Annotated in this window: 12 protein-coding genes; 10 read left to right on the forward strand and 2 right to left on the reverse strand. The window is 49.4% G+C overall.

Annotation, left to right across the window (positions count from 1 at the left end):
* Positions 1-4: 4 nt before the first annotated feature.
* Positions 5-823 (reverse strand): AraC family transcriptional regulator, encoded by an 819-nt coding sequence (locus AC6ESP_RS23390; RefSeq protein WP_497099147.1) that lies wholly within the window; start codon positions 821-823, stop codon positions 5-7.
* 105 nt (positions 824-928) lie between these two features.
* Between AC6ESP_RS23390 and AC6ESP_RS23395 the strand changes: the two genes are divergently transcribed.
* Positions 929-1,969, forward strand: coding sequence for an alpha/beta hydrolase (locus AC6ESP_RS23395; protein WP_497099148.1), 1,041 nt, complete (start codon positions 929-931; stop codon positions 1,967-1,969).
* A 1-nt stretch (position 1,970) separates the two neighbouring features.
* The gene (locus AC6ESP_RS23400) at positions 1,971-3,866 is read left to right on the forward strand and encodes a sialate O-acetylesterase (protein WP_497099149.1); all 1,896 of its coding nucleotides are present in this window, start codon (positions 1,971-1,973) and stop codon (positions 3,864-3,866) included.
* Positions 3,867-4,066: 200 nt separating this feature from the next.
* On the opposite strand, the gene yhbH is transcribed toward AC6ESP_RS23400, so the two are convergent.
* A complete protein-coding gene (yhbH, locus tag AC6ESP_RS23405) occupies positions 4,067-5,230 on the reverse strand; it encodes a sporulation protein YhbH (RefSeq protein ID WP_497099150.1) in 1,164 nt (387 codons plus the stop codon).
* Between the two features lie 480 nt (positions 5,231-5,710).
* Here yhbH and AC6ESP_RS23410 point away from each other — a divergent pair, with 480 nt between their 5' ends.
* The 8 genes from AC6ESP_RS23410 (at position 5,711) to AC6ESP_RS23445 (ending at position 21,705) form a co-directional block, all read left to right on the forward strand.
* Positions 5,711-11,887 (forward strand): rhamnogalacturonan lyase family protein, encoded by a 6,177-nt coding sequence (locus AC6ESP_RS23410; protein ID WP_497099151.1) that lies wholly within the window; start codon positions 5,711-5,713, stop codon positions 11,885-11,887.
* Between the two features lie 141 nt (positions 11,888-12,028).
* A complete protein-coding gene (locus AC6ESP_RS23415; protein WP_497099196.1) occupies positions 12,029-14,341 on the forward strand; it encodes a rhamnogalacturonan lyase family protein in 2,313 nt (770 codons plus the stop codon).
* A 918-nt stretch (positions 14,342-15,259) separates the two neighbouring features.
* The gene (locus AC6ESP_RS23420; protein WP_497099152.1) at positions 15,260-16,072 is read left to right on the forward strand and encodes an ABC transporter ATP-binding protein; all 813 of its coding nucleotides are present in this window, start codon (positions 15,260-15,262) and stop codon (positions 16,070-16,072) included.
* Positions 16,056-16,868 carry an ABC transporter permease gene (locus tag AC6ESP_RS23425; RefSeq protein ID WP_497099153.1) on the forward strand — a complete coding sequence of 271 codons (813 nt, stop codon included), beginning with the start codon at positions 16,056-16,058 and terminating at the stop codon, positions 16,866-16,868. The genes AC6ESP_RS23420 and AC6ESP_RS23425 overlap by 17 nt, the downstream gene beginning before the upstream one ends.
* A complete protein-coding gene (locus AC6ESP_RS23430; RefSeq protein WP_497099154.1) occupies positions 16,865-17,797 on the forward strand; it encodes an ABC transporter permease in 933 nt (310 codons plus the stop codon). Before AC6ESP_RS23425 ends, AC6ESP_RS23430 begins: the two co-directional genes overlap by 4 nt.
* 92 nt (positions 17,798-17,889) lie before the next feature.
* On the forward strand, positions 17,890-18,984 hold the full coding sequence (locus AC6ESP_RS23435; RefSeq protein ID WP_497099155.1) for an ABC transporter substrate-binding protein: 1,095 nt from the start codon (positions 17,890-17,892) through the stop codon (positions 18,982-18,984).
* 78 nt (positions 18,985-19,062) lie between these two features.
* A complete protein-coding gene (locus tag AC6ESP_RS23440; RefSeq protein ID WP_497099197.1) occupies positions 19,063-20,433 on the forward strand; it encodes an aspartate aminotransferase family protein in 1,371 nt (456 codons plus the stop codon).
* 3 nt (positions 20,434-20,436) lie between these two features.
* Positions 20,437-21,705, forward strand: a complete 1,269-nt coding sequence (locus AC6ESP_RS23445; protein ID WP_497099156.1) for a M20 family metallo-hydrolase — start codon at positions 20,437-20,439, stop codon at positions 21,703-21,705.
* The last annotated feature ends 3 nt before the right edge of the window (positions 21,706-21,708 follow it).

Below are 21,708 nucleotides of genomic sequence, written 5' to 3' on the forward strand. Positions count from 1 at the left end.
ATCATTAGCGCCCAGCATAAGCGGCATACAGCATCATATATTCCGAGGGAGTATGGGTTGTTGCTTTTTTGAATACTTTCGAGAAATGCAATTGATCTCTGTAGCCTACAGAGTAGGCAATTGATTTTATGGACAAGTCAGAGGTCTTCAGCAGTTCGCAAGCGCGCTGGATCCGGTATTCGGACAAATAACTTGAGACAGGCATCCCAGTGGATTTCTTGAATAAGCGGAACAAATAACTTCGTTCGACTTTAACGAATTTCACGATTTCCGATACCTTTAGAGTTGTTCTCCAATAGTTATTTTCAATATATTCTTTCGTTAACCCAACATAATCGGTTAGGCGTGTCATCGATTCGACTGGATAATACTCTATGTAATAGGACAGCAGCAGACGTAATTTGGAGTCGTAACGTATTTTTTCAAACGGTTTTGAATCTGCATTGTCAACGATATGATATAAGGGCTTCAGATTGGTAGGGGATTTCCATGTAACAGGCTTATTGGGTATAAGTCCCGTCATGGACAAGAAGCGCATCGTGTCGTTTCCTTTAAACTCTACCCAAACGTACTCCCACGGATCCTGCGGATCGGGATAATAATAGACTTCGTTATGTGGAAAAATAATAAAGCTTTCACCGGCACTTAAAGGAAAAACGGTGTGCCGTGTTTCCAAAAAGCCTATTCCACTTATGATGTAATGCAATGCATAAATATCACGTACACCCGGTCCCCACTTATGAAGATTTGGGGGTTTGTAGCCGCTAGAGACACAAATTAGTTGATTGCTAAAATATGAAGTATTGAAATGAATAGGGTTCATAAGCTGCTACCATATCCTCTCACTCTTTCAGTTTCCTTATAAATACAACATTACTATCTCCATATGTGTTTCGCAAATTATAACTACAGGAAGCGAGGATGAACGATGCAGAATTTAGACAATAATACAATTCCCACTGCGTACATGAAGGCTGCTGTGCGCGGGGAGCAAGGAATAGTACGAGAGATTTTTTATCCGGTTAATAACTATATAAACCCATCGCGCCAGTTGGTGACGGATCGGCAGATCGATTCTCGGGAAGCAGGAAGACCTATAGTTAGCGGACAGGCGATTACGAAAAGCTGTAGCGTCTATCTACCTGCGGGCTACGACGATAGCGATGTGGATACCCGTTACAAGGTGTTGTATTTGCTGCACGGAGTAGGGGGAGATCAATATGAGTGGTTAAATGGCAGCGGAAGTGAAAGCGGACATTCTATCTTATGCAATATGTTGGATAATCTTATTGCGAATGGTGATATTGATCCAGTCATTGTTGTGATGCCAAATGGAAGAAGCTCTCATGACTGGATGGATCGTACCTTCAATCCCGAAGGAACCAATATGCTCGGGTTCTACTATTTTGATTTTGAGCTCCGATACGACTTGATCCCGTTCATTGAATCGGAGTTCAAGACGTATGCGAATGTAGAAGAGACAACTCCTGAAGCAGTCGAATACAATCGTATGCACAGGGCAATCGCAGGTTTATCCATGGGGGGGATGCAGGCATTGAATCTTATCCTTGGGGGCCTGCGATACGACTCTGCCGCTATTACCGGAAAAACAAGCGAATGGAGCAACGGGCTTATCGAAACGGTTCCCGCGCGCGGCATGACCGATCTGTTCGCTTATGTAGGTGCTTTCTCAAACGCGCCTACTTCGAGCAATGGCAAGGTTTTGGGTGCGAGCATCGCATCAAATGGCCATAGACTCAGGCTGTTGTATATGACATGCGGAGATGCCGACAGCGTATCGATCGATTGCTACGTTAAATCGATGGAGCAGCTCACGGATATTGGTGGGGATTATCTCGATGCATATTACCCCGTCTTAATCAAGGACGGGGTCCATGATTTTCAAGTGTGGAACAACGGCGCGTATCATTTTATCCGTCTGTCATTCGGGAATGAAGGGACACACTAACATGAACTTGATACAAAATACAATTAGATTACCTCGTCTGATCAGCGACGGTATGGTCATGCAACGTAATGCACAAGTGAAAATATGGGGCTGGGCAAGGGCGGATCAAGTCATTTCAATTAGATTTTTAGATCAAATCTGCAGCACTGCGGTAAATGATGATGGGGCATGGCAGGTAACCTTCAGGGCAGGGGATGCGGGAGGCCCTTACGACATGGTGATCGAGACCGTTGATGGCACAGCACGAATAATGATTAATGATATTCTGTTAGGCGATGTATGGCTTTGTTCCGGACAATCCAACATGGAAATGAGAATGGACTCTCTGCAGGACGTATATCCGGATGAGATTAAGAACTCCCGTAATGATGCCATACGGCAGTTTCAGGTTCCAATGAGGTATGACTTTATACAACCGCAAGCAGATATTGAATCGGGAGCCTGGGTGCCGGCGGATCCACAGAGCGTGTTGAACTTCACTGCAGCAGGGTATTTCTGTGCTGTGAAGCTTTTTGAACAATATCAGGTTCCCATAGGACTGATCAGCGCGAGTCTGGGAGGGGCTCCTGCCGAAGCCTTTATGAGCGAGGAAGCTCTTTCCCTATTTCCTGAATATATGGAAACCTTGCAGAAGATGAAGGACAGAGATTATTTGGAGGCGTTGGTAAGAGAGGATCAAGTATCTTGGGATGCTTGGCACAATAATCTCATTCAGAATGATGCTGGCATGTCGAATGACGGACAACCATGCATTGAAGCAGACAGCGACGTTTCATCCTGGCCGCGCATTAAAGTTCCGTCCTATTGGGAAGAGGAAGGGGTTGGCTCCTTCAATGGCGCTGTATGGTTTCGAAAAGAGATTGAAGTGTCTTCTTTATTAACTGGAGACCCCGCTAAACTTGTCCTGGGACATATCGTTGATGAGGATGCGGTTTATATAAATGGTATTATGATCGGAACCGAATCAAACCAGTATATGCCGAGAAACTATAGGATTCCCGAAGGGCTGCTGAAAAATGGGGGAAATACGATTCTGGTTCGAGTAATCAATTACTCCGGAAAAGGAGGTTTTTATAAAGATAAGCCCTATCACTTGCAGATAGGGGACCAACTTATTGATTTAAGCGGGGATTGGCAATATAGGGTCGGTGCCAAGAGCGATCCGCTGCCTGCCCCTAACTTTGTCCAGTGGGGACCGACAGGCTTATATAACGGAATGATTGCACCAATTGTCCATTACGCAATTAAAGGCGTCCTCTGGTATCAGGGTGAATCAAATGTGAAGAAGCCTGATGAATACGAGGGTCTGCTCAAAGCGTTGATTTCAGACTGGAGAGGAAAATGGAGCTTAGAGGGGCTCTCTTTTATATATGTGCAGTTGCCTAACTTCCAGCAGGCTTCGAACAGACCTGCCGAGAGCAGTTGGGCAGAATTGAGGGAGGCACAGCGAAGGACGCTAGCCGTACCAGGTACATGCATGGCTGTTACCATTGATATCGGAGAATGGAACGATATTCATCCAGTTAACAAAAGAGATGTTGGGTACCGACTAGCTCTTGCAGCACGCAAAGCTGCTTATGGCGATGATTCGGTTGTCGGCTCCGGACCAATGTTTCAATCGGCGAAGCAGGAGGGAAGCCGGATCGTACTGAGCTTTAGCGATACTGGCAGCGGAATGATCGCCAAGGATGGAGATATGCTTCGGCATTTCGCTATTGCGGGAGCAGACCGAGCGTTCGAATGGGCAGATGCGAGAATTGAGAATAACGGTGTGGCGGTGTGGCACAAACAGATTTCCGATCCTGTCTATGTGAGGTATGCATGGGCCGACAATCCCGAAGGTGCCAACTTATATAACCGTGAAGGGCTTCCTGCATCGCCTTTCACAACGGAATAGCCGCTTCAATTATGAATCTAACAAACCTCATACAAGGCTAATGGTTATTGGATGACTCGCTTCCGCCGCCTTAAATACGAGCATGCCCGAAATCGTCCTCATCGCCGTTGTCGACTCAGCATTAAACTTGGAAGGGAAAAGAAAAGGAAAAGAAAAAGCAGTGCAGGGATATCTCCTTGCACTGCCTGTTATGTTCGATATTAACCGGTAATGCCCTCCCGCTTGTGGAAGAAGGACTTGAGGGCGTTGTAGACCTCGCCTTTTTCACGGATGACGTAATACATGAATTGCTGCATATTAATATGCTTGTAGGCGGACATGAGCGTGCTTGAACGGTTATACTGGTTCACTTCGCCGTATCCGAACAGGTTGGAGCGCTTGAGGAGCTCGCCGATCAGCTTGACGCAGCGTTCATTGTCGGAGGTGAGATTGTCGCCATCGGAGAAATGGAATGGATAGATGTTGTAGGCACTTGGAGAGAAGCGACTATCGATAATTTCCAGTGCTTTGATATAGGCAGAGGAGCAGATCGTTCCGCCGCTTTCTCCACGGGTGAAGAATTCCTCCTCCGTCACTTCCTTGGCCTCGGTATGATGCGCGATGAAGACGATCTCCACTTTCTCATATTGATGCCTCAGGAAGCGGGTCATCCAGAAGAAGAAGGAGCGGGCCACGTATTTCTCGAATGAACCCATGGAACCAGATGTATCCATCATTGCGAGAATAACAGCGTTGGATTGAGGACGAATAATTTCTTCCCAAGTCTTGTAACGAAGGTCATCCGGTGAGATGCCATGAATGCCCGGTTGACCGGAGGTCGCATTCCGCCGCAGGTTCTCCATAATGGTCCGTTTCTTATCTATGTTGGACATGATGCCTTTCTTACGAATGTCGTTGAAGCGAATCTCCTTCGTTTCCAGCTGATCCTTATCCTTCTGACGAAGGAATGGCAGCTCCAGCTCCTCGAAGAGCATGGTCTCGAGCTCCGCCAAGCTAATCTCAGCCTCTATGACATCTTCTCCGGGCTGGTCACCTGCGCCTTCGCCTTTTCCTGGCCCTTTGGCTGCTTGAGGATCTACGCCAAGCACATCGCCGACTTGACTGTCTCCATCCCCTTGCCCCACATGTTTGTTTTTATTGTAATTATAAACGAATCGAAATTCATCAAGGCTCCGAATTGGTACTTTAATGACTTGCTTGCCATCCGACATGACGATGCTTTCCTCAGATACTAAATCCGGCAGATTCTGCTTGATCGCTTCCCGTACCTTTTGCTGATGCCGGGCTTGATCCTGATAGCCTTTGCGATGCAGAGACCAGTCCTCACGGGAAACAACAAACAATCTATTCTCCTCTGAACCCATTGCGGAGCACCTCCTTGCTTAATTTTGCTGTTGTTATATCAATATATTCAAGTCCTCCCCGGATATGTGAAGCAAAAGTTGCCCGAATTCTAGCAAACTTTTATTTGATTAGCTTACGTACTATTAGGGATCAATACTTGAGGTCGATTCTGCTAGAAATGGAAAAAAAGGCAGGGAATATCTGTTTTTTAATGAAAGATAACGGATTTTTGAATGTTAACGGCCCAATGAAAGCGGTATCATCATATTGAATTAAGCGATGACTTGGTAACATTTTACTCTACGCCGAGCTGAATGAGGGGGGATACGGACTAATACGAAAGGACAGTGCAGGTAGTTGTGATGGGAATATCCGCTTCAAACGAATGAATGTAAGCGTTTACTAACAACTCTGCGAAACTATAGAGATACTCAAATCCGAAAGCGGGGAATTCAAATTATATGCAATCTCTGACGAAAAGAAGTTCGTTCATGCTATTCATGGCTATCGTTCTAGCGATCACAGCTATGCTGCCAGGCATGCCATTAAGTCTTAAACAAGCGAGTGCCAACGCGGAGAGGGTTGTACAGAAATACGATTTCGGCACAGCCTCAAGTCCGGTTATGGCGGGCTATACCCGTGTGCATGATTCACTGCTATATGCAGCAGAGGCGGGATATGGCCTGAGTCAAGCTGTCGTGTCGAGGAATCGCTCGGGGGGCGATGACATGACGAATGATTTCGTTCTGGGCACATCCTATTCATTCCTGACGGATCTTCCGAATGGCGAGTATGACGTTATAGTCTATTCAGGCGACCTTCTAACGGGAACGAGCACAACGAAGACGACGATTGCCTTGGAAGGCGTTACTGCGGGCACGATCAGCAGTAGAGTTGCTGTTACGGAAGCCAAATACCGTACGACGGTGCTTGATGGTCAACTAACGGTTGGAATCACGGGTACAGGTGCAGGCGGTTATTTGAATGCGCTCCTTATTGAGCAAGTGGTAGCACAGCAGCCAGCTGCTCCAACTGGTCTTGCAGTGACGAGCCTGACGGCGGATAATGTGACCCTCGGCTGGGGTTCGGTTACGGAATCCCTGTATTACTATGTGTACCGAGGTGAGGGGACTGATGGGCCAAGCAATCGGCTGGCGCAAGTCTCTGGCACCAGCTATAGTGATACAGCTGTTACTACCGGGAGTAGCTACACGTACTCTGTATCCGCTGTGAATGCTAGTGGATTAGAGTCGGAGTTAAGTGAGTCTGTCACAGTTGCTGAGGTTCCAGCGGTTCAGCCGCCAGCTGCCCCTACAGGGTTGGCAGTGACAGCCGTAACAACGGATTCCGTTGCGCTCAGCTGGAACGTAGCGGAAGGTGCTGTAAGCTATACCGTATTTCGCGGTGAAGCAGCGGAGGGTCCTTTTGCATCCATGGGTCAGTCAAGCTCTACGTCTTACGTGGATACGGGTGCTGCAACGGATACCGAACACTATTATTATGTCGTTGCGGTGAATGGAAGCGGAGAATCAGCACATTCGAATACGGCGGTAAGTATTGTTTATGTGCCGCCTGTTACACTTCCAGAAGGATCTGTTCAGCGCTTTGACTTCGGCTCAGGCGCATTGGCGGATGAATATATAAGGGTGACAGCAGCAACCTCCTATACGTCTTCCTTGAAATATGGATTTGCGGACATTGCAGCCGTAACTTCAGGAGACAGGGGAACGACAGACCCAATCAAATCAGACTATGTCATCCCTCAGAATACATCTTTCCAAGTAGATCTCCCGAATGGAGACTATACAGTATCACTTGTCGCAGGCGATCAGAGCGGTGCGACGGATATTGCGATCAAGGTTGAGAACATCCAGAAGGTACAGCAGACGGCTAAGGCAGCTGGCCAATATCTCGAGATGGAGTTCGCTATCGCATTAGTGGATGGACAATTGAACTTTGAGTTCACAGGCACCGCTCCGAAGATTAATGCACTTGTCATTACGAAGCAGGCAGAGCGTCAGCCAGGCGAGCTTCCTACGGTCTATATAGCTGGCGATTCCACCGTTCAGACCTATGATCCGTATTGGGAGCCGGAAGCAGGCTGGGGGCAGATGCTGCCGCGCTTCTTCACGGATAACGTTCAGTTCAAGAATCACGCGATTGGCGGACGCAGCACGAAGTCGTTCATTAATGAAGGACGACTGGATGAGGTTCTAAGAGCAATTAAGCCTGGCGATTATTTCCTCGTCCAGTTCGGTCATAACGATGCGACAATCAGCGTCCCTGACCGGTACGCTTCACCAGCAGATTACAAGAACTATTTGAAAACCTATGTAAACGGCGCAAGACAGCGCGGTGCTACACCGGTGCTTATTACGCCAATGGGACGCAGAGACTTCAATGCAGCTACAGGCAAGTTCAATGTGAGCTTCCCAGAATATGTGCAGGCGATGAAGGAGGTAGCAAGCGAGCTCGAGGTAGATCTCGTTGATCTCAGCACGCTTAGTGTCGCCTATTATGATTCAATCGGCCCTGAGGCATCCCTGTCTGTGTTCCTCCATGTAGAGCCGGGCATCTATCAGGCGTTCCCGAATGGTTCTGCCGATAACACCCATTTCCAAGAATATGGAGCGATTCAGCTATCGAGGCTGCTCGCAGGCGGAATTAAGGAGCTCGGGCTTCCTTTATCCGCTCAGGTGAAGGAGATAGAGCTTCCAGACAGTGTTCCTGCTAAGCTGACAGGCTTGACTGCTGGCAGCATAAGCAATGCAGGGGCCGTGCTGAAGTGGAATCCTGACGTTAATGCGGATATTTACAAAATTTATCGCAAGCTGGCTTCCGATCCTGAATCGGCTTATGCCTTAATCGGCACAGCTACTGTTCCTTCCATTACAGTTGGTGGAATGGCAGAGGGTAAATCCTATAACGTACGGGTGACCGCCGTTAATGGCCGCGGCGAATCTGAGCCGTCTGACGCGGTTAGCATCACGACGAAGTCGGCACAGTATCGTTATGACTTCGGTCCGGTAGGCGCTCCTGTCGCTGAAGGCTACACAGAAGTAACACGAAGCGTCATTTACACACCAGAGCTTGGGTATGGCATTACGAACAGCACAGGTATGATTGATCGTGACCGCGGAAGTGCAGCCGATGCGCTGCGCAGGGATTTTGTAGCGTATTTCGCCAATTCCTATGAATTCAAGGTCGATATGCCGAGTGGCTATTATTCCGTGAAAGCCTACGTCGGCGATTGGATCGGCTCTACAAGAACGAATATCGCCATTGAAGGTAAAGATTATGGTACAACAGCATCCGGCACAGCGAACATTGCGGAGAAAGTATTCAATCAGATCGCGGTGAAGGATGGTCAGATGAACCTGGTATTCAGCGGACAAACCGCTCACCTGAATGGACTAGAGATAACACCGCTTCTTCTTGCTCCAACAGGTCTTGTTCTGGACGAGCTGCAGCTCGGCAATGATCCAATCACTGCGAAGCTGTCGTGGAACGCTGTTGACGGGGTATCCAATTATCGGGTATACCGTCAGGCGACGGTAGCAAGCAGTGCTGAGCTGCTCACGGAGACGACTGCTCTGACTTACACCGATGTAACAGCGGATGTTGGACTGGAATATGTGTACACCGTAACAGCTGTGGACAGCACAGGGCTTGAATCGGTCGCTTCTAACTCGCTTAGCGTGTCGATGATCGACCCTAATGTGGCACTCGCTGCCGTACCGACAGGACTCTCTGTTCAGTCAATCAACAAGAACGATGTCACTATTGCTTGGGAAGCTTCTGCGGGAGCAAGAATGTATAACATTTATCGCTCAACCAAAGCGGATGGTGAATATAAATTGATTGGCAAAGCAACACAGACAGCTTACAAGGACGATACGATTCTAAGCACGATTCCTTACTATTATACGATAGCATCGGTTAACGCTGGCGGCATATCTGCTATGTCAGAGGTATTAGAGACACCTGCGGTGACGATTCTGAAGCGGGATATGGAATATTTGGACCGGGCACCTGTAGCGGTTCAGAATGAGAATGGCAATTACATTGGCTGGAGAATGCTGGGACTTGATCCGGATACCATTGCATTTAATGTGTACCGTGACGATGTGCTGCTGAATGAGTCTCCGATTACGGGCAGCACGAACTATGTGGATGCTGAAGGTACGGAGCAATCGGTATACAAGGTAACTTCGATTATTGCCGGAGTGGAGAAGCAGGCAACAGAGCTTTTCGCCGTATGGGAGAAATCCTATCAGTCGCTTGCGCTGGATAAACCGGCAGATGCTTATACGAAGGATGGTCAGCTTTATACGTATAAAGCGGGTGATGCCAGCGTTGGGGATCTGGATGGAGACGGCGAATATGAAATTGTTATGCTCTGGTCGCCTTCCAATGCGAAGGATAATTCCCAAGCAGGCTATACGGGCATTGTGTATATGGACGCTTACAAGTTAGATGGGACGAAGCTATGGCGCATTAATCTTGGCCACAATATTCGTGCTGGCGCCCACTACTCGCCATTCCTGGTCTATGATTTCGATGGCGATGGCAAAGCTGAGGTTGCACTTAAGACAGCTGACGGTACCATTGATGGTCAAGGGAAGGTTATCGGCGATGCTTCCAAGGATCATCGCAACAGCTCAGGCTATGTCCTTCTAGGAGATGAGTTCTTAACGGTCTTCGAAGGGGAGAGTGGGGGAGAGCTGACAACAGTGAGCTATGATCCGCCGCGCGGCGATGTAAGCGCATGGGGAGATGCATATGGGAACCGTGTTGACCGATTCCTCGCATCCGTAGCTTACTTGGATGGCGAGCATCCGAGTCTTATTTTCAGCCGTGGCTATTACACAAGAACGGTTATAACGGCTTATGATCTGAACGGTGGGGAACTCACGCAGCGCTGGCGCTTCGACACGAACGATGAGGGCAACGGCAGCTATGTCGCACAAGGCAATCATAGTATGTCTGTCGGAGATGCAGATGGTGACGGTAAGGATGAGGTGCTGTTCGGAGCTATCACTATTGATGATAACGGGGAGCTGCTATACAGTACGAATCTAGGTCACGGGGATGCGATGCATTTTGGCGATCTTGATCCATCGAGACCAGGACTTGAGGTATTTGGGGTGCATGAGCATACAGATGCAGAGTATGGACTCGAGCTGCATGACGCTGCTACAGGTGAGATTATCTGGGGCGTGTATACCGGCAAGGATACAGGACGCGGCATGTCCGCGGATATCGATCCTAACTATGTTGGGCAGGAAATGTGGTCATCAACGATTACGAACGAGCAGCAGATTCCGATTGGCGGGTTGTATAGTGCCCAAGGAGAGCTGATTACTACGAACATCCCTTCCTCGACTAACTATGGTATCTGGTGGGATGGCGATCTGCTGAGAGAGCTTCTGGATCATAAGTGGAATTCCGCAGCAGGAGCGGGGACTGGTTCAATTGACAAATGGGATTACAACACCAATACGACCGTTAATCTGTTAACGGCAGAGGGAACCCATTCCAATAACTCTACAAAAGGAAATCCTTCGCTGCAAGCCGACTTGTACGGAGATTGGCGTGAGGAGGTTGTATGGCGCTCAGAGGATAGCACGGAGCTTCGTATTTATACGACGACAGATGAGACGGATTACCGTCTGCGCACGCTCATGCATGATCCAATCTACCGGCTTAGTGTGGCATGGCAGAACTCAGGCTATAACCAGCCTCCACATCCAGGATTCTATCTGGGTCATGGGATGGAGCAGCCTGATGCTCCAAGCATTCACTATGTGGGAGCGCCAGTGGAGCAGGAGGATACGACAGCGCCGATTATATCAGGGCTGCCTTCCGAGCTTCTGACAGAATCAGATAGCATTAGCGTTCAAGTGACGGCTGAGGATGCTGAATCCGGCATAAAAGAGCTGACCATCACTTTTGACGGAAATCCGGTCGAGAACGGACAGCAAATTCTGTTAACGGGTCTAGCTGGTACGCACACGTTCACTGTGACAGCTATCAACCATGCAGGTCTGGAATCGACGGCTTCGGTTACGATCACAGTTACAGCAGCCGAGAAGGCGACTGGGGCGCCAGCCAAGCCGGTGCTATCCAACAATAAGGGTCATGGCAACGGTTTGCTTGGGGGCAGCTATAAGGTAACCATGAACGTCTGGTGGGGCAATAACGGTTCAGTCTACAAGCTATACGAGAACGGAACGTTAGTTGATACGCAAGTATTAACGGACAACTCACCGAATGCGCAGACGGCAGCCACCGAGATTGCCGGCAAATCGAATGGCACATATACGTATACGTGTGAGATCATTAACTCCTACGGTACGACAGCATGTGATCCTCATACGGTTACGGTCAAAGACGCTTCCCCAGGGAAAGCAGTGCTCTCGAACGATAACTGGGATGGCGATGGCAGCTACAAGGTAACGATGAATCTATGGTGGGGAACGAATGCAGCGACCTATCGGTTGTATGAGAACGGTGTCCTGATTGATACGCAGACATTGACGGAGCAGACGCCGAATGCTCAATCTGCTGCAACAGCGGTTACTGGCAGGGCAGCCGGCACGTACGAATATCGTGTGGAGCTTGAGAATGCGAGTGGTATTACGGAGAGCAGTGTGATGAAGGTAACGGTGAAGTAAGTGAATAAAACAAGCTAGCGCTAGGGGCTGCTCAATTAAGCGAGGTGTGTATTTTGCTTAGGAGCAGCCCCTTTGTCTTGTGTTGTTACCATTATTGAGGAGTGATTGATGATGGATTCATGGATAAAAACAAGCTATAACATGCTGCCTAGAATCATTTTGCTGCTTATTGTAATTATGCTTGCTGTTCCAGCTATAGGACCAGCAAGTCAAGTATCGGCTGCCTCACCCCGTCAGATGGAAAATCTTAATAGAGGACTCGTCGCTGTCCAAGTAAGCGGAGGCGTGTTCGTTAGCTGGAGGCTGCTGGGTACGGAAGCTGTCAGTACAGGATTTAACCTCTATCGTAATGGAACCAAAGTGAATACGAGTGCGATCACGACCAGTACGAACTACTTGGATGCTGCGGGTACAGCTTCCTCCGTGTATCATGTGCGCGCATTGTCAGGAACGACAGAGCTTGCGCCTTCCGGCTCGGTATCTGTCTGGGCGGGCAATTACCGGGACATTCCGATCAGCAAGCCGGCAGGAGGAACTACACCTGATGGCGTAGCCTATACGTATAGTGCGAATGACGCCAGCGTTGGCGATCTGGATGGCGATGGGGATTATGAGATTGTACTCAAGTGGGACCCCTCCAACTCCAAGGATAACTCGCAGTCCGGTTATACAGGCAATACTTATGTGGATGCTTACAGAATGGACGGGACTCTGTTATGGCGCATTAACCTTGGCATTAATATTCGTGCCGGTGCCCATTATTCGCCGTTTCTTGTGTATGACTTCGACGGCGATGGCAAGGCGGAGCTTGTCATGAAGACAGCGGATGGCACCATCGATGGAACAGGTGCCGTTATTGGCAGTTCAAGTGCGGATTACCGCAATTCCAGCGGCTATATTTTGAGCGGGCCAGAGTATTTGACAGTCTTCTCCGGACAGACTGGAGCGAATCTAGTGACAACGGATTATATTCCAGCCAGGGGAACGGTTTCGAGCTGGGGTGACAGCTATGGCAATCGCGTCGATCGTTTCTTAGCGACAGTCGCCTATTTGGACGGTACTCGTCCCAGCCTTGTCATGGCCAGAGGCTATTACACGAGAACGGTTCTAGTAGCCTACGATTGGAGGAATGGCAGTCTGACTCGGCGCTGGACGTTCGACAGTAACAGCTCCACGAATGCGGGCACAGCGGGACAAGGCAATCATAATCTGAGTGTTGCCGATGTGGATAATGACGGGAAGGATGAGATTATTTATGGTTCTCTAACCGTTGATGATAATGGGCATAAGCTGTACAACACGGGTCTTGGTCATGGAGATGCGATGCATGTCAGTGATCTTAATCCCAATCGTTCAGGACTTGAAGTATTTAAAGTAAATGAAGATACATCTGCGGCCTATGGCGCTGAAATGCATGATGCAGCGACGGGGCAGATTTTATGGGGCGTGTATACGGGGCAAGACACCGGGAGGGGAATGGCGGCAGATATCGATGCCAGCTATGCTGGTGCAGAAGCTTGGACGACAAGCAGCGCAGTTGGATTAAGAAGCGCTACAGGAGCATTAATTAGCAGCGCAGCGCCTTCCTCTGTCAATTTCGGTATATGGTGGGATGGTGACCTGCTGCGTGAGCTGCTCGATCATGTGTGGTCAGGCAGCACATCAACTGGAGTCGGGAAAATTGAGAAGTGGAATGCGGCGACCAGCACGGTTACTAGGCTGCTGACGGCCACGGGAACGAACTCCAATAATTATACGAAAGGCAATCCAAGCCTGCAGGCTGATCTTATTGGAGATTGGAGGGAGGAGGTCATCTGGCGGACGTCGGACAGCTCAGCTCTTCGGATGTACACGACAACGGACGTGACTACCTATAAGCTTCATACACTGATGCATGATTCGGTGTATCGATTAGGGGTTGCTTGGCAGAATGTGGGGTATAATCAGCCTCCTCATACGAGTTATTTTCTAGGAGCGGGGATGAGTACGCCTCCTGCGCCAAGCATCTATGTAACGGCTCAGGCATCTCTTGCAGGCTCATACAATGTGTATAATCCGAGAAGCGGCAAGGTGCTTGATATAGTGAGTGGAGGCACAGCGAATGGGACGAATGTTCAGATCTATACCGACAACAACGGTGCTAATCAGCTGTGGAATGTGAGTGCGAACAGTGATGGGACCTATACGTTCATTAATCCAGCTAGCGGCAAGGCGCTCGATGTGAATGCCAGCGGAACAGCTGATGGGACGAATGTGCAGATATGGACCAGCAACAGCGGAACGAATCAGAAGTGGTGGATTGTCAAAAATGCGGACGGCACGTATAAGATTACGAGCGCCTTAAGCGGCAAAGCGCTTGATGTGACAAATGCCGGCACAGCGAACGGCACGAATGTCCAGATCTGGTCCGACCTTGATGGCACCGCGCAGAAATGGCGACTGTTAGCTCCTTAATACATTATTACAGCAGCATACGAGCATCCCGATGCTCGTGTGCTGCTTTTGTATAGCGAAGTAGCAGATGAGGCTATGGAAGGGAGGGATGCAGCACAAAAGTCAGCATTATCGGTCGGGAATGGTGGAAGGAGGGCCGAATGTTGCAGAAAAGTCAGCATTATTGGTTGGTAAGGGTGTTAGGAGGGCCGAATGTTGCAGAAAAGTCAGCATTATCGGTCGGGAATGACGGTGGGAGGTGATAATGTTGCAGAAAAGTCAGCATTATCGGTTGGGAATGACGGTGGGAGGTGATAATGTTGCAGTGTAGTCAGCATTATTGGCTGGAAAGGGTGGAAGGAGGGTGGAATGTTGCAGAAAAGTCAGCATTATTAGTCAGGAATGGTAGTGGTGGGAGGTAATAATGCTGCACACACCACAAGTCATTATTGGAATGAATCCATATTATAAATATCTTTAGTAAACAGCAATGCTTCTTTTCCCACGATACCTAACATAATAAGATATAAAGTAGATGCAGGAAGTTGATGCTTCTCGCCGCCTGTCTACTTCTTCGGTTAACCAGCTCCCCCAACCTTTAATTACAAGCACAAATTTAGAGTTGGAAATTCCCCTATATAACAATTTTTGTTCGCTTCAGTCTAGTCATCCAAATCACCTTTTACTTAGATAGTCTGAAACACCCCTTCAGTCACAAGTAAGCTCCTATTCTCCAAAAATATGAGATATTAATGATAGAAAATATTACGTTTGATTAAATCTGTCTATTACTAATTATACATAATGTCCACTTAACCTCATCATTTGCAAAACGTTTTGTCTAGTGAAATTGTATTTTTGTGTTATATAATATTACATATAGAAGGAATGGAAGTGACTTAAATCTTACGTTAAATCATAGCGAAGAGGAGTGACTGCATGAATTCCAACGAGACTAACAAGCACATAGAGATTCAGGTCGATGATGTGTCGATGGTTTTTGGCAAAAAGGATCGTGAAGTGACGGCACTCCAGAATGTTAGCTTCGATGTGTACAAGAATGAGTTCGTGTCTTTGCTGGGCCCGTCGGGCTGTGGCAAATCTACCCTGCTCAGGCTGATGGCTGATCTGCTTCAGCCGACGAGCGGTCATATTACAATTGGTCAAGAGCATCCCCGGGAGGTTCGCCTCTTACGTAAGTTCGGCATCGTATTCCAAACCCCAACCTTATTCGAATGGAGAACGGTTAAAGACAACATCGAGCTCCCGATGGAAGTTCTAGGACGTAAAAAGTCTGAATATTCAGCAATTTCAGAGCAATTACTCGACATGATTGGTTTAACGAAATTCAAAAATCATTATCCGTGGCAGCTTAGCGGAGGCATGCAGCAGCGTGTTGCAATTGCTAGGGCGCTATCGCTCGACCCTCCCATCCTATTAATGGATGAACCCTTCTCTGCTCTTGATGAGTTTACGAAGGAGAAGCTCCAGCTTGATCTGCTCGACATTAAAAAACAGACGAACAAAACGATTGTCTTCGTTACGCATAGCATTCCTGAAGCTGTATTTCTGTCTGATCGGATTATCGTTCTCTCCGCCCATCCCGGGCGTGTCCATTCCATCCTGACGATGGAGCGGGAGGAGGGCAGCCCTGCTCATATCCGCCAGTCGGAGCGTTTCCACGACATGACCGCGTTAGTGAGGAAATGTTTCTACGAGGAGAGTGATTCTCTTGATGAGCAGGTCGTTTAGCAAATGGGGACAGGGCCGCATCATTGCAGCTTGGGCGATCCTGCTTTTGCTGCTATGGGAGGCATCGGCTTGGTTTATTGCTGATGTTGTTCAAGTAATAGCACCCGCCTCGAAGCTGCCCTATCTTCATCTGGTATTAAATACGCTAGTGAATAACTGGCACACCTTAGCCGAGCAAGGCATAATGACCTTCGGCAACTCTATTACCGGATTCGTCATTGGGTCGGCGGTTGGTTTTCTGTTAGCGATCATCATGAGTCTGTCACGCACGGTCGAACATACACTTTCCCCGTACATGATAGCCTCGCAGATGATTCCGATCATCGGGCTTGCTCCTATCATTTATGGAATTGTGCATGATCCAGCGCTATCTCGGGTACTGATGGCTGCTTACGTTACCTTCTTCCCTGTTACAATCAATGCCCTTCGCGGGCTGCGGAGTGTGAAGCCGGAACAGCTTGAGCTGATGCAATCTTACGCAGCTTCAACTTGGACAATGTATTCGAAGCTGAAGCTGAAGGCAGCGCTGCCGGGATTGTTCGCAGGTCTCAAAATATCCGCTCCACTGGCAATAACCGCCTCTATCATTGTGGAGCTTATGGGTGCCCCCAATGGGATTGGCGTATTGATGATCAGCTCTCTTTATTATGGTAATGCGCAAGTGTATATGTTCTGGTCAACGGTGCTTATCAGTGTGGACATCGGACTTGTTATGTTCCTAATTATTAATCTGGCAGAGCGGATATTCACGCCATGGCAGCCCGAATTCCGCAAGCAGGGGAGGGAGGAGCGATGAAGGAGGCGGCCGTGGATACCGAACAGACAGCTGTACGGGTCACTACTCGAACAAGTGCGATGAGCACTGCTGATGCTTCTCCGCCAGTCGTGGAAGTCGCCAGCCCGAATAGGAATACTGCCCGCCCTGTTAATCCAAAATTATCCAAACGTAACAGCAAGTCCAGCATTCAGCTGCCAGCGTTCGTACTGCCTGTCATCTTCGGATTGGTATTCCTGCTTATATGGCAGTTCAAAGGCTTCCACAAGCTGTTCAAGCTAGAAATCTATCAGCTTCCAGTCCCATCTGCGATAGCGGCTTCTATCCGGGACAATATCGACGTTCTATGGAGCTATTCCTTATATACAGGAGCTGAGATTATTGGCGGCTGTCTAATTGGCTCCTCACTTGGCCTGTTAGCCGCTGTTGCGGCATCCTTTTTCCCGAATGCAGGTCGAGGTGGGATTACCTTCATGGCATCGCTGAATGCGATTCCGATCGTTGCCCTGGCGCCTGTAATGAATAACTGGTTCGGTGACGGAGTTGCCTCGAAGATGGCGATTGTGTCGGTGATGACGATGGCTACGATGGCAGTAAGTGCCTTCAAAGGACTTCGCTCTGTAGAGCCGACCTATATCGAGCTGATGGATTCGTATGCGGCAGGCAAAGCTCAGATATTCATGAAGCTGCGATTCCGCAGCGCACTTCCTGCTATTTTCACAGCACTCAAGATCAATATGTCTACCAGCATTATCGGAGCGATCGTCGGCGAGTTTTTCATTTCCTCCAAGGGACTCGGCTACTTGCTGTCGGATCAGATCAGGCTTGCGAATATGCCGCTCGCTTGGTCCTGTATCGTTCTTGCTGCCGTTCTCGGCATCGTGCTGTATTATATCGTGCAATTCGCTGAACGAATCGCTATTCCTTGGCATGTAGCACAGCGCAAGTAATGGCTCTACTCGACCATTGACCCAGCCACTTATGGCAGCAGGGGATGACATCATCTTTCATATAGAATTCGATAGGGAGAGGAATGGTCTTGATGAAAAAGAGAAACCATGTTCTGCAATCTGCTTCAATGATCTTCATTGCTTTATCGCTGCTGCTGCTCGCAGCCTGTGGCAACAACGCGGAGCCCGCAGCCTCCACCAAGGAGCCCGATGCTGCGGCGACAGCTACGCCAGCAGCGGAGACAGAGAAGCCAGCTGAGCCGCTGAAGAAGGTGCGGATACAGCTGAAATGGGTGCCTCAAGCACAGTTCGCTGGGATTTTCGTAGCGAAGGAGAAAGGATTCTACGAGGAGGAAGGGCTCGATGTTGAGATTATTCCAGGCGGCCCGGACATTGTCATTGAGCAGCAGGTCGTCAATGGCGCAGCCGACATCGGTGTAACGAGCTTCGACAGCTTGCTGGTCAACCGTGATAATGGACTCCCGCTCGTATCGGTGGCGCAAATTCTTCAGAAGAGCTCCTACCGATTCGTGGCGAACAAATCCTCCGGCATTGATGAGCCTGCGAAGATGAAAGGGAAGAAGGTTGGTATGTGGACGGGCAGCCAGCAGTTCCAAGTGCTCGCCTTCATGGAGAAGAATGGGCTTGATCCGAAGAAAGATGTTGAACTGGTTAAGCAGGGCTTCACGATGGATCAATTTTTTAACAAGCAGCTGGATGTTGCCGTCTCTACGATCTATAACGAGTACCATGTCGTGCTTGAGAGCGGTGTGAAGGAAGAGGATCTGTATGTGTATGACTTCGAGGATGCGGGCGTTGGCATGCTTGAGGATACGCTTGTTGTGAAGGATGAATGGCTGAAGAACAACCGTGATGTTGCGGTGAAAGCGATCAAGGCAACGATGAAGGGCTGGAACTACGCTATTGCGAACCAGCCGGAAGCGGTTGATATCGTCATGAGCGCAGTTACTGAAGGAAGCACGACGAAGGAGCATCAGACGACGATGCTCATGGAGATGGCGAAGCTAGTGAAGCCGGAAGGGTTCACGGATGCGCAGGTAGGCTCGTTCGTGGATGATGCTGTACAGAGAACGGTCGACATTGCGATCAAATACGAGCTGATCAAGAAAGAGCCGGACCTGGCAGCTGCTGTTGACAAAACCATACTCGAAGACGCAGCGAAGTAGCAGCGGGGCATTAGGGAGAAGAATCGCAGCAGCGATTCTTCTTATCCGGTGCCAGGAAGGGAGAAGAGGCGAATGAGCATGAACGAAGCAGCGATGGATACGAATGCGAAGGAAATGCTGCTCGAGAAGGATCGCAAATATCTATGGCATCATATCTCTCCTCATAATGATAATCCGATGGTCATTGTCTCAGGTGTTGGCAGCTGGGTTACGGATATGGACGGCAATCGCTACTTGGACGGCATGTCGGGTCTATGGTGCGTCAACGTCGGTCATGGAAGAGCCGAGATTGCTGAGGCAGCGGCCGAGCAGATGAAGACACTCGCTTATTCGACTCTTATCCAGTCTCATGTGCAGGGCATTGAGCTTGCAGCTAAGCTCAACGATTGGCTGGAGGGCGAATACCGGATTTTTTTCTCGAACTCGGGCTCGGATGCCAACGAGGTGGCTTTCAAAATCGCGCGTCAATACCATCATCAGCGAGGCAAAGCGACTAAGCATAAGTTCATATCTCGGCATCGGGCCTACCATGGCAACTCAATGGGGGCGCTCGGAGCGACAGGTCAAGCGCAGCGCAAGCTGAAGTATGAGCCGCTTGGCGTAGGCTTCCAGCATGTCCCGCCGCCTTATTGCTACCGTTGTCCCTTCGGTCAGACGAAGGGGGCCTGCGAGATGCAATGCGCACAGGCTTATGAGGATGCTATCAACTGGGAGGGCGCTGAGTCGGTAGCAGGTATTATTGTTGAGCCGGTCATTACAGGCGGAGGTATGATTGTACCCCCCGATGATTACCTGAAGCGGCTGAGGTCGATCTGCGACAAGTATGATGTGCTGCTCATTGTTGATGAGGTGATCTGCGGCTTCGGCCGTTCAGGCGAGAAGTTCGGACATGTGAATTACGGTGTGAGGCCGGATATGGTAACGATGGCCAAAGGGCTGACGAGCGCCTATTCTCCGCTATCAGCGACTGCGGTTTCTGCAGAGCTCTACGACAGCTTCAAGGAGTCTGGTGCAGATAGTCATTTCCGGCACGTCAATACGTTCGGAGGCAATCCGGTATCCTGCGCGGTTGCACTCAAAAACTTGGAAATTATCGAGCGTGAACAATTAGTCGCGCGCTCTGCTTCTATTGGCAAAGAGCTTCGCAGCCGATTGAAGACGCTGCTCAAGCATCCTCATGTTGGAGAAATTAGATTCTTCGGATCAGCTGTTGGCATTGAGCTCGTAGAGGATAAGCAGACCAAAGTGCCGGCTGCTGCTTCGCTCGTAGCTGGCATTATAGCAAGCTGTAAGAGCAAGGGCCTGCTTATTGGCAAGAACGGAGACACGGTTCCCGGCTTCATGAACATACTGACGCTTAGCCCTCCACTATCTTCAACGGACGAGGACATCTCATTTATTGCTGACACGCTTCTTCGTGTATTCGAGGAGCTAGGGAAAGGGGAGTAAGGGATGGAACTGAAGGATATGGCTCGCATTAACTCGCAGAGGCTGCACAGCCGCATTGAAGAGCTGGCACAAATCGGAAGGCTCGGCGAGACAGGTGTCTGCCGATTAGCCTTATCAGAAGAAGACAAAGCCGGCGCCTTGCTGGTGAAGAGCTGGATGGAAGAGGCGGGGATGACAGCAAGTATCGATCCTTTTGGCAACTTAATTGGCGTGCTGTCAGGACGTGATCCGAATGCACCAGTGTTAATGCTCGGATCGCATGTGGATTCACAGCCTTATGGCGGCCGATATGATGGTGTAATCGGTGTGCTAGGCGCGATAGAAGCCGTCCAGACGATGGTGGAGGACGGTACTCAACCGGAGATGAATATCGAGGTAGTCGCTTTTTGTGATGAGGAAGGCTGCAGGTTTAATAAAGGTTTATTCGGTGCAAGGGGTATGACTGGCAAGCTGGAGGACGGTGAGCTGGATCGAACGGATAAGAATGGAACAACCCGTAGAGAAGCATTGATGCAATTCGGATGCGATCCTGCAGGGTTTGAAGGATATACATTCCAGCAAGGTCGAATTGCTGCTTTTCTGGAGCTTCATATTGAGCAAGGCCCGGTGCTGGAGGCGCTGGATGAGCCTATCGGTATTGTGACGGGAATATCCGGACCCGTATGGTGGACCGTTGAGCTGACTGGCTTCGCAGGCCATGCGGGCTCTGTGCCGATGCCGATGCGGCAGGATGCGCTTGTAGGCTGCGCCAAGGTTGTCGTGGCGCTCGATGAGCTGGCAAGGAAGGAGCCAGGAGCACCTACGGTAGGAACAGTAGGGTCCGTCACGGTGTTCCCGGATTCCCGCAACATCATCCCCGAGAAGGTATCCTTCACGGTAGATTTCAGGGACATCGACTTGGAGCGGCGGGATCGTCTAGAGGAGCAGATCCGCAAGGTCATCGAGCAAGTCTGCATGGAGCATAGCTTGACAGCCTCCATTCGGGAGGATACGAGGAGTGAGCCGCGCTTCTGTGCAGAATGGCTGAAAGCGATTCTCCGTGAGGAAGCTGCGAAGCTGGTAGTGACACCGCCGCCAGAGCTCATGAGCGGTCCGTTCCATGATTCGCTCACGATGTCATACGTATGTGATTACAGTATGATCTTTGTTCGCTGCAAGGATGGCATTAGCCATAATCCGAAGGAATACTCCTCACCAGAGGATATTTCGCTCGGGACAGAGCTATTGTATCGTGCAGCCGTGAATATAGCTAAGAAGAAAGGGAGGGAATAGTGA

Source organism: Paenibacillus xinjiangensis (assembly GCF_059686975.1).